Genomic DNA, 12,839 nt, shown 5'->3' on the forward strand with positions numbered 1-12,839 from the left:
CTGCAGTGCTAGTTCCAGCGTAGCCGCCACGGCCCGTGGGGAGTCGGGCCGTGGCGCCAACGGTCAGAGGATGTTGAACGGAATGGTGGTCACGACGCGGAACTCGTCGAGGCTGCCGTCGCTCTGTGCCTTGCTGGCACGGTGGGCGGTATAGGTGGCGCGGATGGTGGTGTCCTTCAGCATGCCGCTCTGTACCGCGTAGCTGGTGCCGATGCCCCACTCGTAGTGGTTTTCGCCGTCCTGGCCACGGACGTCATAGGCGGTGCCCTTGTAATGGGTACCGTCGATGTCCCAGCCGCGGGCGTTGTAGACGTTGAACTTCAGGCCCGGCACGCCATACGGCGCCATGTTCAGCACATAGCTGATCTGCAGGGATTTTTCGTTCGGGCCGTTGAAGTCCGACAGCAGGGAGTTGGCCAGGTAGATGCCGTTGGTTTCGTGCAGGTAGTCGAAGTACTCGTTGCCGTTGACCTGCTGCCAGGAGGCGGTGAGGGTATGGGCCTGGTGGGTCAGGCCGAACGACAGGCTGTAGGTGTCGTTGTCGATCTCGCCCATCTTCTTGCTGCCTTCGTCCACGGTCTTGTAGTAGTTCAGACCGGTGGTCAGGCTCAGCACCGCGCTGTCGCCCAGTACGTGGTTGGCACCGAAGTAGTACTGGTTCCAGAAGTCCTCGACCTTGGTGGCGTAGAGGCTGGTGGTCAGGCTCTTGAGCGGCTGGTAGTTGATGCCGACGGTGCTGGCGCGGTCGGTTTCCACACCGTTGCCGTATTCGCTGCGGAACTTGCTCAGGCTCTGCTCGGTACGCGGCGAGACGCGGTCGAAGGTACCCACATCGAACGACAGGTTCTCGAATTCGGCGCTGTGCAGGAACGCACCCTGGAAGCTCGAAGGCAGCGCACGGTTGCCGATATAGGCGATCATCGGCGTGTCCACCGACTGGCGGCCCACGGTCAGCGTGGTGTTGGAGATGCGCGCCTTGACGTTGCCCAGGCCCATCTTGCTCCACTGGCCGATCGGATCACCGTCGCTGTGGGTCAGCGTGCGGTTGTTCGGGCCGGCCACGGCGGCGCGGCCCTGCTCGAGGGCGATGGCGTTGTAGGCTGCGGCCTCGACGGCGAAGCCCACGGTACCTTCGGTGAAGCCCGAGCTGTAGTTGAGGATGGTGCCCTGGACCCAGTTGTCGCGGCTGTGGGTGTCGTGGCGGGTGCCGTCGCTCTTGGTGTACTTCCACAGCGGCGCGCGGGTGGCGCGTTCGCGGGCGTACCAGTTGCGGGTGCTGCCGGACAGGCTCTGGCCATCGATGAAGCCCTTGGCTTCGGCCTGCTCGCTGCTGGACTTGAGCGCGATCGGCACGAAGTCCTGGCTCATCGGTTCGGCCTGGGCGAGGGCGCAGAAGGCGCCCACGGACAAGGCCAGTGCGGTGGTGGTGGTACGAATCAACATGAAAGCTCCCTGATATTTTTTTAGTTATCACCCGACCTCGTGGGCCGGGCTTGTCACGGTGACGCGGTACTGCAGTGTCTGCCTTGGGGTTGCCAGGCAAATCCGGGCTGCACGCGGGCGCGGGAGTGGGTCGCACTCCCGGCCGGGCAATGCAGGGTCAATCGATGCTGACGCCGGAAAAAACGTTGCGTCCGAAGGGGCTGACCTTGAAGTCTTTCACGCTGATGCTCAGCGGCTGGTTGACCGTGGAGTGCGCGACCGGGGTGATCGGCACCTGTTGCTTGAGACGTTGCTGGGCTTGTTCGTAGAGGCTGGTGCGCTGGTCGCGGTCGGTGACCTGCTTGGCTTTCTTGACCAGGGCGTCGTACTGCGCGTCGCACCACAGCGAGTAGTTGTTGCTGCCGATGGCGTCGCAGCTGAACAGCGTGCCCAGCCAGTTGTCCGGGTCGCCGTTGTCGCCGGTCCAGCCGATCAGGGCGATGTCGTGCTCGCCGTTCTTCATGCGCTTGAGGTACTCGCCCCACTCGTAGCTGACGATGCGCACCTTGAAGCCGAGCTTGCTCCAGTCGGACTGGAGCATTTCGGCCATCAGCTTGGCGTTGGGGTTGTAGGGGCGCTGCACCGGCATGGCCCACAGGGTGATCTCGGTACCTTCCTTGACCCCGGCCTGCTTGAGCAGCTGCTTGGCTTTTTCCGGGTCGAAGGGCGCGTCCTTGATCGACTTGTCGTAGGACCACTGGGTCGGCGGCATGGCGTTCGATGCGGCTTGGCCGGCGCTCTGATAAACCGCGCCGATGATGGCTTCCTTGTTCACCGCCATGTCCATGGCCTGGCGCACCTCCAGCCGGTCGAATGGCGGGTGCTGGGTGTTGTAGGCGATGTAGCCGAGGTTGAAGCCGGGCTGGGTCATCACCTGCAGCTGCTTGTCGGTCGAAAGCGCTGGCAGATCGGCGGGGCGTGGGTGCAGGGTTACCTGGCATTCGTTCTTGCGCAGCTTCTGGATACGTACCGAGGGGTCGACGTTGATGGAGAAGATCAGGTTGTCGATCTTCACCCGGTCCGGCGCCCAGTAGTCCTTGTTGCCCTTGAAGCGGATCTGCGAATCCTTCTGGTAGCGCTGGAACACGAACGGGCCGGTGCCGATCGGCTTCTGGTTGATGTCGCTGGCCTTGCCGCCGGCCAGCAGATGATCGGCGTACTCGGCGGAGAGGATCGCGGCGAAGGCCATGGCGATGTTCTGCAGGAACGCGGCGTCGACCTTGTTGAGGGTGAAGACCACGGTGAGCGGGTCGGTCTTCTCGACGCTGGCGATGTTCTTGTCCAGGCCCATGCTGATGAAGTACGGGAACTCGGTGGGGTAGGCCTGGCGGAAGGGGTGGTTCTTGTCGAGCATGCGGTTGAAGGTGAACAGCACGTCGTCGGCGTTGAAGTCGCGGGTGGGCTTGAAGTCCTTGTTGGCGTGGAACTTCACCCCGGGTCGCAGGTGGAAGGTGTACTTCAGGCCGTCCTCGGACACCTGCCAGTCGGTGGCCAGGCCCGGCTGCACGGCGGTGCCGCCACGCTCGAACTCGACCAGGCGGTTGTAGATCGGCTCGGCGGCGTCGTTGTCGGTGGCCGCGGTGTACTGGGCGGTGTCGAAGCCCGCCGGGCTGCCCTCGGAGCAGAACACCAGGTTGTTGGCGAGGCTCGCCGGGGCCTGGCTCAGCAGGCCGAGGGCAAGCAGGGTGGAACACAGTGTGGTCAGGCGCATGGCAGATCCTTTGTCCGTCTTTTTCGTGCCGCGACAGGCAAAACGCGGCTGCAACATCCCGGTCCTGACGATAGGTGCGCCAGAATGTGGGAGCCAGGGTTCGCTACTGATTTGGGTGCGGGAGCGTTCCGGCGAGCGTGAGGGAATTGCCCTACGTATCGCCCGTTCGTGTCATCGTCCCGCCGGCAAGCCCGGCGGGACGATCACGGCCGTTACTTGCTCACGCTGACCCCGTAGAAGGAGTTCAGGCCGAAGGGGCTGATCTTGAAGTCCTTCACGGACGTGCTCATTGGCTGATACACGGTGGAGTGGGCGATCGGGGTGATCGGCACCTGCTCCTTGAGGATGTGTTGCGCCTGCTTGTACAGCTCGGTGCGCTTGGCCTGGTCGGGGGTGGCCTTGGCCTGCTTGATCAGGTCGTCGTAGGGCTTGAAGCACCACTTGGAGAAGTTGTTGCCGCTCATGGCGTCGCAGCTGTACAGGGTGCCGAGCCAGTTGTCCGGGTCACCGTTGTCGCCGCTCCAGCCGATCAGCATGGCGCCTTGCTCGCCGCCCTTGGAACGCTTGATGTACTCGCCCCATTCGTAGCTGACGATCTTGGCCTTGATGCCGACCTTGGCCCAGTCGGACTGGAGCATTTCGGCCATCAGCTTGGCGTTGGGGTTGTAGGGGCGCTGCACCGGCATGGCCCACAGGGTGATCTCGGTGCCTTCCTTGACGCCGGCTTCCTTGAGCAGCTGCTTGGCTTTCTCAGGATCGTACTTGGCGTCCTTGATGGTGGTGTCGTAGGACCATTGGGTCGGCGGCATGGCGTTGACCGCCAGCTGGCCGGCGCCCTGGTACACCGACTCGATGATCTGCTGCTTGTTGACAGCCATGTCCAGCGCTTCGCGCACCTTGAGTTGCGACAGCGGGTTGGCGTCGTTGCTGCCCTTGACCTTGTCCATCACGTTGTAGGCGATGTAGCCGAGGTTGAAGCCGGCCTGTTCAGGCATCTGCAGCTTCTTGTCTTCCTGCAGCGGCTTGATGTCGGCCGGGCGCGGGAACAGGGTGACCTGGCATTCGTTCTTCTTGAGCTTCTGCATGCGCACCGAGGCGTCGGTGCTGATGGCGAAGATCAGGTTGTCGATCTTGACGTCCTCGGGCTTCCAGTAGTCCTTGTTGCCCTTGTAGCGGATCTGCGCGTCCTTCTGGTACTTGCTGAACACGAACGGGCCGGTGCCGATCGGCTTCTGGTTGATATCGGCGGCCTTGCCCTGCTTGAGCAACTGGTCGGCGTACTCGGCGGACTGGATCGAGGCGAAGCTCATGGCCAGGTTCTGGATGAACGCGGCGTCGACGTCGTTGAGGGTGAACTTCACGGTGTGCTCATCGACTTTCTCGAGCTTGGCGATGTTCTTGTCCATGCCCATGTCGGTGAAGTACGGGAACTCGGTGGGGTAGGCCTTGCGGAAGGGGTGGTCCTTGTCGAGCATGCGGTTGAAGGTGAACAGCACGTCGTCGGCGTTGAACGCACGGGTCGGCTTGAAGTACTCGGTGGTATGGAACTTCACGCCTTCGCGCAGGTGGAAGGTGTAGGTCTTGCCGTCATCGGAAACCTCCCACTGGGTGGCCAGGCCCGGAATGACCTTGGTACCGCCGCGCTCGAACTGGGTCAGGCGGTTGAACATGGTTTCGGCGGAGGCGTCAAAGTCGGTCCCGGTGGTGTACTGGCCAGGGTCGAAACCGGCCGGGCTGCCTTCGGAGCAGAACACCAGGTTGGTCGCGGCGTGGGCGAACGGTGCGCCGGCTAGCAAGCCTGCACCTACCAGGAACGGAATGACTGCGTGTTTGAGCATGGTGGCCTCATTGTTGTCATTTTTCGAATTGAGGCGGCCTCGTGAGCCGACCTGCGGATACTTATGCAGGGGGTGTTCCCAATGCAACACTCAGCGGGATGGTTGGCGCCAATTTTGTGGTACGGACGTACATGGATGTCGCATCCATATAACTTTGGCGAATGTTGATCGTTTGCGCGGGAGAAAAGGGCGAAAATTACAAGATATTTCGCACTTTATGTGACAAGCAGACGCACCCGTTTGGTGCGTAGGAAAGGTCTGAAACTGCTGTCCGAGACGCTTTACGCGACTCGGACATCCAGTTGGAGGGGTCAGGGGACCTGGACTTCGATCAGGCCATCGGCACTCATGCTGACTTCGCTGGTGCCCGCCTCGATATCCGGCGCTGGCGCGGCCTCGTCGGCGGCGCCCTTGGCCATCATCGCCATCGGTGCGCTGCGCAGGTACGGACGTGGGTAGCCGCTGCTGTTGAGGTTCAGGCTGACCACCTTGTAGCCTTTGCCGCCCAGGGCCTCGGTGGCCAGCTGGGCGCGGGCCTTGAAGGCGGCGACGGCGTCCTTGAGCAGCTCGTCCTCATTGGACTTGCGCGTGGTCGGGGCGATGGAGAAGTCCATGCCGCCCATTTTCAGGTCTTGCAGGAGCTCGCCGGTGAGCTTGGACAGGGCCGGGAAGTCGGCGCCTTCCAGGCGCAGCTCGGCGCGCTCGCGCCAGCCGGTGATCTTCTGGCCCTTGGTGTCGTAGATCGGGTAGCTGTTGCGGCTGCCCTGGCTGATCTTCACGTCCTTGACCTGACGGGCCTGCTGCACGGCCTTGTTCATGGTCTCGGTGATCTCCTTGGCGAGCTTGCCCGGGTCGCTGTTCTGGGCTTCGCTGTACAGCGTCACGACCATCAGGTCGCGCGCCACTTCCTTGCTGACTTCGGCGCGCAGCGACACCTGGTTGTAGCGAGGCTCATCGGCGGCCAGGGCCGGCAGACTGGCGAGCATGCCGCAGGACAGGGCAACGGCGGCGGCGCCGCGACGGGAAATGTGCATGTGGAGCTCCTTGGCAAGGTAAGGCGTGGATGAGGACATCCGTTCCACGCATGGCCGATCAGACCGGCAACAGTGTAGTGGGTTCAAAAATGCCATCATGAGTCTGTGACAAACTGTGGCGCTTTGCCGCATCGCTGCAGCGAGGCGCCCGGCTTCGGTATACTCCAGCCGATTTTCCTGGAGCACTCATTGGGAGAGCTCATGCTCGCCGTCGCACAACCGTTGTCCGCTACACGCCAGAACCTCTGGCGCCTGACCTTCATCCGCATTCTCGTGCTGGCGGCCCAGGCCGGCTCCGTGGGCGTTGCCTACTGGACCGAACTGCTGCCGCTGCCGTGGTTCTCGCTGGCGGTGACGCTGGCCCTGTCATCGTTGCTGTGTGCGTTCACCGCCCTGCGCCTGCGCCTGTCGCTGCCGGTCACCGAACTCGAGTACGCCCTGCAACTGGCCTGTGACCTGTTGATCCACAGCGCCCTGCTTTATTACTCGGGTGGATCGACCAACCCCTTCGTTTCATATTACCTGGTACCGCTGGCGATCGCCGCGGTCACGCTGCCGTGGCTCTACTCGCTGGTGCTCTCGGGCATTGCGCTGGTGGCCTACAGCCTGCTGCTGGTGCAGTACTATCCTCTGGAGACGCTGCCGCTGGCGCGTGACACCATGCAGGTCTACGGCATGTGGCTGAGTATCGCCTTGGCCGCCGGGGTGATCACCTTCTTCGCCGCGCGCATGGCCGAGGAGCTGCGTCGGCAGGAGAACCTGCGCGCTGAACGCCGTGAAGAAAGCCTGCGCGACGAGCAGCTGCTGGCCGTGGCCACCCAGGCCGCCGGCGCCGCCCATGAACTGGGCACGCCGCTGGCGACCATGAGCGTGCTGCTCAACGAGATGCGCCAGGATCACGCCGACCCCCTGTTGCAGGAGGACCTGCAGATCCTTCAGGACCAGGTCAAGCTGTGCAAGGAAACCTTGCAGCAACTGGTGCGCGCCGCCGAGGCCAACCGACGGCTGGCGATCGTCGAGCAGGACGTCACCGCCTGGCTCGACGAGGCGCTCAACCGCTGGCACCTGATGCGCCCCGAGGCCAGCTACCGCTTCCAGCGCCTGCGCGACGGCGTGGTGCCGCGGCTGACACCGCCGCCGGACCTGACCCAGGCCCTGCTGAACCTGTTGAACAATGCCGCCGATGCCTGCCCGGATGACCTGGAAGTGCGCCTGGACTGGGATGCCCACGACATCGTCATCAGCATCCGCGACCACGGCCCCGGCGTGCCGCCGGCCATCGCCGAGGCGATCGGCAAACCCTTCATTACCACCAAGGGCAAAGGCTTCGGCCTGGGCCTGTTCTTGAGCAAGGCCAGCGTGACGCGTGCGGGCGGTTCGGTGAAACTCTATAGTCATGAGCAGGGTGGCACCCTGACCGAATTGCGCCTGCCCCATGGCAAGCGAGGAGATGCAAGATGAGCGAAGAAAACCAGGTCGAAGGCGAAGAACTGCCGCACCTGCTGCTGGTGGATGACGACGCCACCTTTACTCGGGTGATGGCCCGGGCTATGTCGCGTCGTGGGTTCCGTGTGAGCACCGCGGGTTCCGCCGAGGAAGGCTTGAAACTGGCCGAGCAGGACTTGCCCGACTACGCCACGCTGGACCTGAAGATGGAAGGCGACTCGGGCCTGGTGCTGTTGCCCAAGCTGCTGGAGCTGGACCCGGAGATGCGCGTGGTGATCCTGACCGGTTACTCGAGCATCGCCACGGCGGTCGAGGCGGTCAAGCGCGGGGCCTGCAACTACCTGTGCAAGCCGGCGGACGCCGACGATGTGCTGGCGGCGCTGCTCTCGGAGCACACCGATCTGGACACCCTGGTGCCGGAAAACCCGATGTCGGTGGATCGCCTGCAGTGGGAGCACATCCAGCGGGTGCTGGGTGAGCACGAAGGCAACATCTCCGCTACGGCGCGGGCGCTGGGCATGCACCGGCGCACGCTGCAGCGCAAGTTGCAGAAGCGCCCGGTTCGGCGCTGACGCATATTCCTGTAGGAGCGGCCTTGTGCCGCGAAAGGGCTGCGCAGCAGCCCCTATCTCGGTGGAACGCTGAAACCGCCGGGGCCGCCTTGCGGCCCTTTCGCGGCACAAGGCCGCTCCTACAGGGATTGCGCATGATCTGATGAGAGGCCCGGCCTTGTATCAGGCTTTCACCCCCGAACGATCAACCCGCACCGCCAGCTGTCCTGCCCCCGATGGCGCCTCGAACGCCACCTGTCCCCCTGCCGGCACTTTCGCCCGGCCAATCACCTTGCCGGCACGCAGCAACTCCAGCGGCATGCCTTCCATCGACTGGCCCGAAGCCAGTTCCAGTTTGACCTTGATATTCATCGGTGACCTCCTTGTCACGCGTTGCGATCGATATAGAGCGTGGTCTTGCCGTCCAGGCTGGCGATCAGTTCCGGTGAACCGCCGCGGAACTGGCGGAACAGGTTGCGCCCGCGCTGCTTGCCGTCCGCCTGCACTTGCACGCTGGGGTGGAACTGGTCGGTCAACTCGACATAGGCGCTCCACGGGCCGATGTACGACTCGTTGAGCTGGTCGGTGACGCTGAAGGCGTAGCGCACCGCGTTGCCGCGCTGCCAGTTCAGGCCATCGGGCTCGCGGCGCTCCCAGCCGGTGATCGCTGGCGAGGTGGCCGGGGCATCGATGAAACCGGTGGGCTTGTTCGGCTTGTAGTCCTTGAGCAGCAGGTAGGTGCTCCAGCCCCACCAGTCGCCGATGCGGTTGCGGTCGTTGAGGTCGTTGACGTCCTTGCGTCGCAGCACGGCCTTGCCGTCCTGGACGTACAGCGGGGCGAAGTTGCCGGGTACCAGGTCCTGCTCGGCGGCCCGCAGGTCGGGCGCCAGGCGCAGCGCCGCGAAGTCCTTCGCCGCTGGCGCGTGGCCTTCGGCGAAGGCCTGGAACACCTCGTCGGCCGAACGTTGCACGGCGCGGCCCACCTGGCGACGGTTGGCCACATCGACGCTGTCGAAGTAGCGCTTGTCGCCGTAGGCGCGCCATTGCTCGCCTTCGGCATTGCGCACGGCCAGGCCGTACTTGCTGTCCTCGTCGTGCATGAAGCGCGAGATCAGCGAGCCGACGTCACTCGGCGTGACGGTATCGGCCAGGGCCTTGCGCGGCACCCGCAGGTGGCCGGCGGAGAACAGGTCGGTGAGGAAGTGGTCGGCGAAGGCGTTCATCGCATAGGCCAGTTGCAGGTCGCGCTCCTCGCCGCTGGCGCGGGCTTTCAGCGCCTGCTGCAGGGCGGCGGCGTGGCCGGCCTGGTAGGCCGCCAGCGCCCAGGGGCCGAAGTGGTCCCAGTTACTGGCGGCCAGTTTCAGGTAGCGGCCCAGGGGGAACAGGTCGGAGGCGAAGCTGCCGCCACCGGTGATGCGGTTCCAGCGTGCCGACAGGCTGTCACCCAGCGCGTCATAGGCCTCGTGGGGCTGGCGGCCTTCCTTTATGGCCTGGTTGGCGGCGCCGATTTCTTCCTGCATGACCGCGAGGATCTGTGCCGCTTCCGCCTTGGCCGCCGGCAGGCGCGCCAGGGAGTCGAAGGCCTGGGTAAAGCGTTCGATCCGCTCGGCGTCGTTGGCGCCATCGGCGATCGGGCGCTCGGGCAAACCGTAGAAGTCGCCGCCCAGGGCGATCACCTGGCCATAGGTCAGGCTCAGGCCGTTGGGCAACGGCAGCGGCGACTGGTGGGCGGGGATACCCGGTTGACCCGCTTCAAAGCGCAGCAGGGTGTTGTCGCCGATGGCGGTGTGTTCGCCGCCTTCAAAGAACAGCTCCGGCCCGCGCCGTGCGGATGGGCCGCGAGCCGGTGGCGGCGCAAGGCGGTGGTACTTGACGGTGTGGTGGCCATGCATGACCAGCATCAGATGGCTGTCGGTGCCGGGCAGGGCGACGCCCTGTTCCTCGAACAACTGCTCGAGGTCGGCGACCACCAGTGTTGCCTGGGCCTTCGCGGCCACAGGCGTTGTGTGCATTCCTGACATGATTTGCTCCTTGCAATGTCTGGATCGTCCATTTGTGTACTGTATACATATACAGTAATTCTTACTATATTCAGGAAAATTCCTACGTCAAGACCTCTTTGTGCGGGTATCTGGCTGCTGTGGCGGGCGCAACTCCCCCGGCTCTCACGTATGATGGCGCCCCTGACGGTATTTCCCGGGAACACGTTGCATGCTTGCCCTTCTCATCCAGACACTGAACATCACGGCCCCTGTGTTCGCCATGCTGTTCATGGGCGTGCTGCTCAAGCGCATCCGCTTGATCGATGACAACTTCAACCGGGTCGCCTCGAAGCTGGTGTTCAACGTGTGCATGCCAGCGCTGCTGTTCCTCGGCATCTACCACGCCGACCTGGCGGCGGCGGTGAAGCCCGGGGTGATCCTCTACTTCGTGGTCGCGACGCTGGCGTGTTTCGGCCTGGCCTGGGGCCTGGCGATCTGGCGCTGCCCGCGGGCGGACCGGGGCGTCTACACGCAAGGCGCGTTTCGCGGCAACAACGGCGTGATCGGCCTGGCACTGGCGGCCAGCCTGTATGGCGACTACGGTATATCCCTCGGCGCGGTGCTGGCCGGGTTGGTGATCCTCATGTACAACTCGCTGTCGGCGGTGGTCCTGGCGGTGTACAGCCCGGACCTGAAGTCCGACCCGTGGAGCATCTGCAAGAGCATCCTCAGCAACCCGTTGATCATCAGCGTGCTGGTGGCCACGCCCATGGCCTATGGTCAGGTGCCGTTGCCCAACTGGCTGCTGACTTCGGGGGATTACCTGGCGCAGATGACCCTGCCGCTGGCGCTGATCTGCATCGGCGGCACCCTGTCACTGGCGGCGCTGCGCGACAGTGGCCGGCTGGCCTTCGACGTCAGCCTGGTGAAGATGGTCTGGCTGCCGGTGCTGGGAACGCTGGGCGCCTGGTTGTGCGGTTTTCGCGGTGCGGAGCTTGGCATCCTGTTCCTCTACATCGGCAGCCCCACCGCGGCGGCCAGTTATGTGATGGCGCGGGAGGCCAACGGCAACCATGAACTGGCGGCGTCGATCATCGTGATCACCACGCTGATGGCCGCCGTCACCACGAACATCGGGATTTTCTTCTTGCAATGGGGTGGATGGATCTAGTCGATTGCAAGCAAAACCAATAACACTGCCTCACCTAAAGGACACTTCATGCAAGACCAGAGCACGCCCGAGCGCTTGCAGCGCGGGCTGAAGAATCGCCATATCCAGCTGATCGCGCTGGGCGGAGCCATCGGCACCGGGCTGTTCCTGGGCATCGCCCAGACCATCCAGCTAGCCGGCCCGTCGGTGCTGCTGGGCTACGCCGTCGCTGGCCTGATGGCCTTCCTGATCATGCGCCAGCTGGGCGAGATGGTGGTCGAGGAGCCGGTCGCCGGCAGCTTCAGCCACTTCGCGCACCAGTACTGGAGCGAGTTCGCCGGTTTCGTCTCGGGCTGGAACTACTGGGTGGTGTACGTGCTGGTCGGCATGGCCGAGCTCACCGCAGTGGGCATCTACGTGCAGTACTGGTGGCCGGATTTCCCCACCTGGGCCACGGCGGCGATCTTCTTCGTGGCGATCAACGCCATCAACCTGACCCAGGTGAAGGTGTACGGCGAAATGGAGTTCTGGTTCGCCCTGGTCAAGGTGGTGGCGATCGTCAGCATGATCGGTTTCGGCGCCTGGCTGCTCACCAGTGGCCATGGCGGACCGGATGCCAGCGTCGCCAACCTGTGGCAATACGGTGGCTTCTTCCCCAATGGCGTCACCGGGCTGATCATGGCCCTGGCGGTGATCATGTTCTCGTTCGGCGGCCTGGAGCTGGTGGGCATCACCGCCGCCGAGGCGGCCAACCCGCGTGAGAGCATCCCGAAGGCCACCAACCAGGTGGTCTATCGCATCCTGATCTTCTACATCGGCGCGCTGGCCGTACTGCTGTCGCTGTATCCGTGGCAGAAGGTGGTGCAGGGCGGCAGCCCGTTCGTGATGATCTTCCACGAACTGGACAGCGACCTGGTGGCGACGATCCTCAACATTGTGGTGCTGACCGCCGCGCTGTCGGTCTACAACAGCTGTGTATACGCCAACAGCCGCATGCTGTTCGGCCTGGCCACGCAGGGTGACGCGCCGCGCCAGCTGCTCAAGGTCAGCCGTCGTGGCGTGCCGCTCACCGCACTGGGCGTATCGGCCTTCGCTACCGGCCTGTGCGTGCTGATCAACTACCTGATGCCGGGCGAAGCCTTCGGCCTGCTCATGGCCCTGGCGGTGTCGGCGTTGGTGATCAACTGGGCGAGTATCAGTATTACCCACCTGAAGTTCCGCAAGGCCAAGCTGGCGGCCGGGATTCAGCCGTTTTACCGTAGCCTGGGGCATCCGCTGACCAACTACCTGTGCCTGGCGTTCATCGTGCTGATCCTGGTGGTGATGTACCTGACCCCGCCGATTCGCATTTCGGTGATGTTGATTCCGGCGTGGATTGCTGTGTTGTGGGTGGCGTTCCGGATGAAAAAAGCGCGGCAGGCCTGATTTGATCCAGTTCGGTTTCGGGATGTTCATGGCGTCCTGAAACCGAGCAGGCTTGGATGGCGTATTATGGTCATTCAAGTCTGTTTCCAATCTCTCGGTTGCCATCGCAGGCAGTCAACATATTCCCAATTATCTAACCTCCAACTTCGCATCTCTTGATCTTGATCTTGATCTTGATCTTGATCTTGATCTTGATCTTGATCTTGATCTTGATCTTGAT

Annotated in this window: 10 protein-coding genes; 4 read left to right on the forward strand and 6 right to left on the reverse strand. The window is 63.6% G+C overall.

All coding sequences use genetic code 11. From position 1 onward, the window contains the following. Positions 1 to 63 precede the first annotated feature (63 nt). The 4 genes from POF53_RS10745 to POF53_RS10760 all read right to left on the reverse strand — a co-directional run bounded on the left by POF53_RS10745 (position 64) and on the right by POF53_RS10760 (position 6,065). Positions 64 to 1,443 carry an OprD family porin gene (locus POF53_RS10745; protein ID WP_203650760.1) on the reverse strand — a complete coding sequence of 460 codons (1,380 nt, stop codon included), beginning with the start codon at positions 1,441 to 1,443 and terminating at the stop codon, positions 64 to 66. Positions 1,444 to 1,600: 157 nt separating this feature from the next. After that, complete coding sequence (locus POF53_RS10750) at positions 1,601 to 3,193, reverse strand: ABC transporter substrate-binding protein (protein WP_203650762.1); 1,593 nt, start codon at positions 3,191 to 3,193, stop codon at positions 1,601 to 1,603. A gap of 212 nt (positions 3,194 to 3,405) precedes the next feature. After that, positions 3,406 to 5,031: an ABC transporter substrate-binding protein gene (locus POF53_RS10755; RefSeq protein ID WP_050704070.1), complete on the reverse strand. Its 1,626-nt coding sequence runs from the start codon at positions 5,029 to 5,031 to the stop codon at positions 3,406 to 3,408. 311 nt (positions 5,032 to 5,342) lie between these two features. Continuing rightward, a complete protein-coding gene (locus tag POF53_RS10760; RefSeq protein ID WP_203650770.1) occupies positions 5,343 to 6,065 on the reverse strand; it encodes an SIMPL domain-containing protein in 723 nt (240 codons plus the stop codon). 201 nt (positions 6,066 to 6,266) lie between these two features. Between POF53_RS10760 and POF53_RS10765 the strand changes: the two genes are divergently transcribed. Continuing rightward, a complete protein-coding gene (locus POF53_RS10765; RefSeq protein ID WP_203650772.1) occupies positions 6,267 to 7,526 on the forward strand; it encodes an ATP-binding protein in 1,260 nt (419 codons plus the stop codon). After that, positions 7,523 to 8,083, forward strand: coding sequence for a response regulator transcription factor (locus POF53_RS10770; protein WP_023632665.1), 561 nt, complete (start codon positions 7,523 to 7,525; stop codon positions 8,081 to 8,083). The genes POF53_RS10765 and POF53_RS10770 overlap by 4 nt, the downstream gene beginning before the upstream one ends. A 162-nt stretch (positions 8,084 to 8,245) precedes the next feature. Here POF53_RS10770 and POF53_RS10775 read toward each other — a convergent pair whose 3' ends face one another. Next, positions 8,246 to 8,434, reverse strand: coding sequence for a hypothetical protein (locus POF53_RS10775; RefSeq protein ID WP_232857791.1), 189 nt, complete (start codon positions 8,432 to 8,434; stop codon positions 8,246 to 8,248). Between the two features lie 14 nt (positions 8,435 to 8,448). Beyond that, positions 8,449 to 10,083, reverse strand: a complete 1,635-nt coding sequence (locus tag POF53_RS10780; protein WP_498967641.1) for a hypothetical protein — start codon at positions 10,081 to 10,083, stop codon at positions 8,449 to 8,451. A 190-nt stretch (positions 10,084 to 10,273) separates the two neighbouring features. Between POF53_RS10780 and POF53_RS10785 the strand changes: the two genes are divergently transcribed. Beyond that, positions 10,274 to 11,215, forward strand: coding sequence for an AEC family transporter (locus tag POF53_RS10785; protein ID WP_234560391.1), 942 nt, complete (start codon positions 10,274 to 10,276; stop codon positions 11,213 to 11,215). Between the two features lie 48 nt (positions 11,216 to 11,263). Beyond that, entirely contained in the window at positions 11,264 to 12,619 is a 1,356-nt protein-coding gene (locus tag POF53_RS10790; RefSeq protein ID WP_110735705.1) for an amino acid permease, read from the forward strand. The last annotated feature ends 220 nt before the right edge of the window (positions 12,620 to 12,839 follow it).

Source organism: Mitsuaria sp. RG (assembly GCF_028369275.1).
GTDB classification, from domain to species: Bacteria; Pseudomonadota; Gammaproteobacteria; order Pseudomonadales; family Pseudomonadaceae; genus Aquipseudomonas; species Aquipseudomonas peradeniyensis.

What these genes read in the sequence shown, in the direction of transcription:
- POF53_RS10765 (WP_203650772.1), top strand. Translation starts at nt 6,267, where the DNA reads ATGCTCGCCGTCGCACAACCGTTGTCCGCTACACGCCAGAACCTCTGG.
- POF53_RS10750 (WP_203650762.1), bottom strand. Translation starts at nt 3,193, where the DNA reads ATGCGCCTGACCACACTGTGTTCCACCCTGCTTGCCCTCGGCCTGCTG.
- POF53_RS10760 (WP_203650770.1), bottom strand. Translation starts at nt 6,065, where the DNA reads ATGCACATTTCCCGTCGCGGCGCCGCCGCCGTTGCCCTGTCCTGCGGC.
- POF53_RS10755 (WP_050704070.1), bottom strand. Translation starts at nt 5,031, where the DNA reads ATGCTCAAACACGCAGTCATTCCGTTCCTGGTAGGTGCAGGCTTGCTA.
- POF53_RS10790 (WP_110735705.1), top strand. Translation starts at nt 11,264, where the DNA reads ATGCAAGACCAGAGCACGCCCGAGCGCTTGCAGCGCGGGCTGAAGAAT.
- POF53_RS10775 (WP_232857791.1), bottom strand. Translation starts at nt 8,434, where the DNA reads ATGAATATCAAGGTCAAACTGGAACTGGCTTCGGGCCAGTCGATGGAA.
- POF53_RS10745 (WP_203650760.1), bottom strand. Translation starts at nt 1,443, where the DNA reads ATGTTGATTCGTACCACCACCACCGCACTGGCCTTGTCCGTGGGCGCC.
- POF53_RS10770 (WP_023632665.1), top strand. Translation starts at nt 7,523, where the DNA reads ATGAGCGAAGAAAACCAGGTCGAAGGCGAAGAACTGCCGCACCTGCTG.
- POF53_RS10785 (WP_234560391.1), top strand. Translation starts at nt 10,274, where the DNA reads ATGCTTGCCCTTCTCATCCAGACACTGAACATCACGGCCCCTGTGTTC.
- POF53_RS10780 (WP_498967641.1), bottom strand. Translation starts at nt 10,083, where the DNA reads ATGTCAGGAATGCACACAACGCCTGTGGCCGCGAAGGCCCAGGCAACA.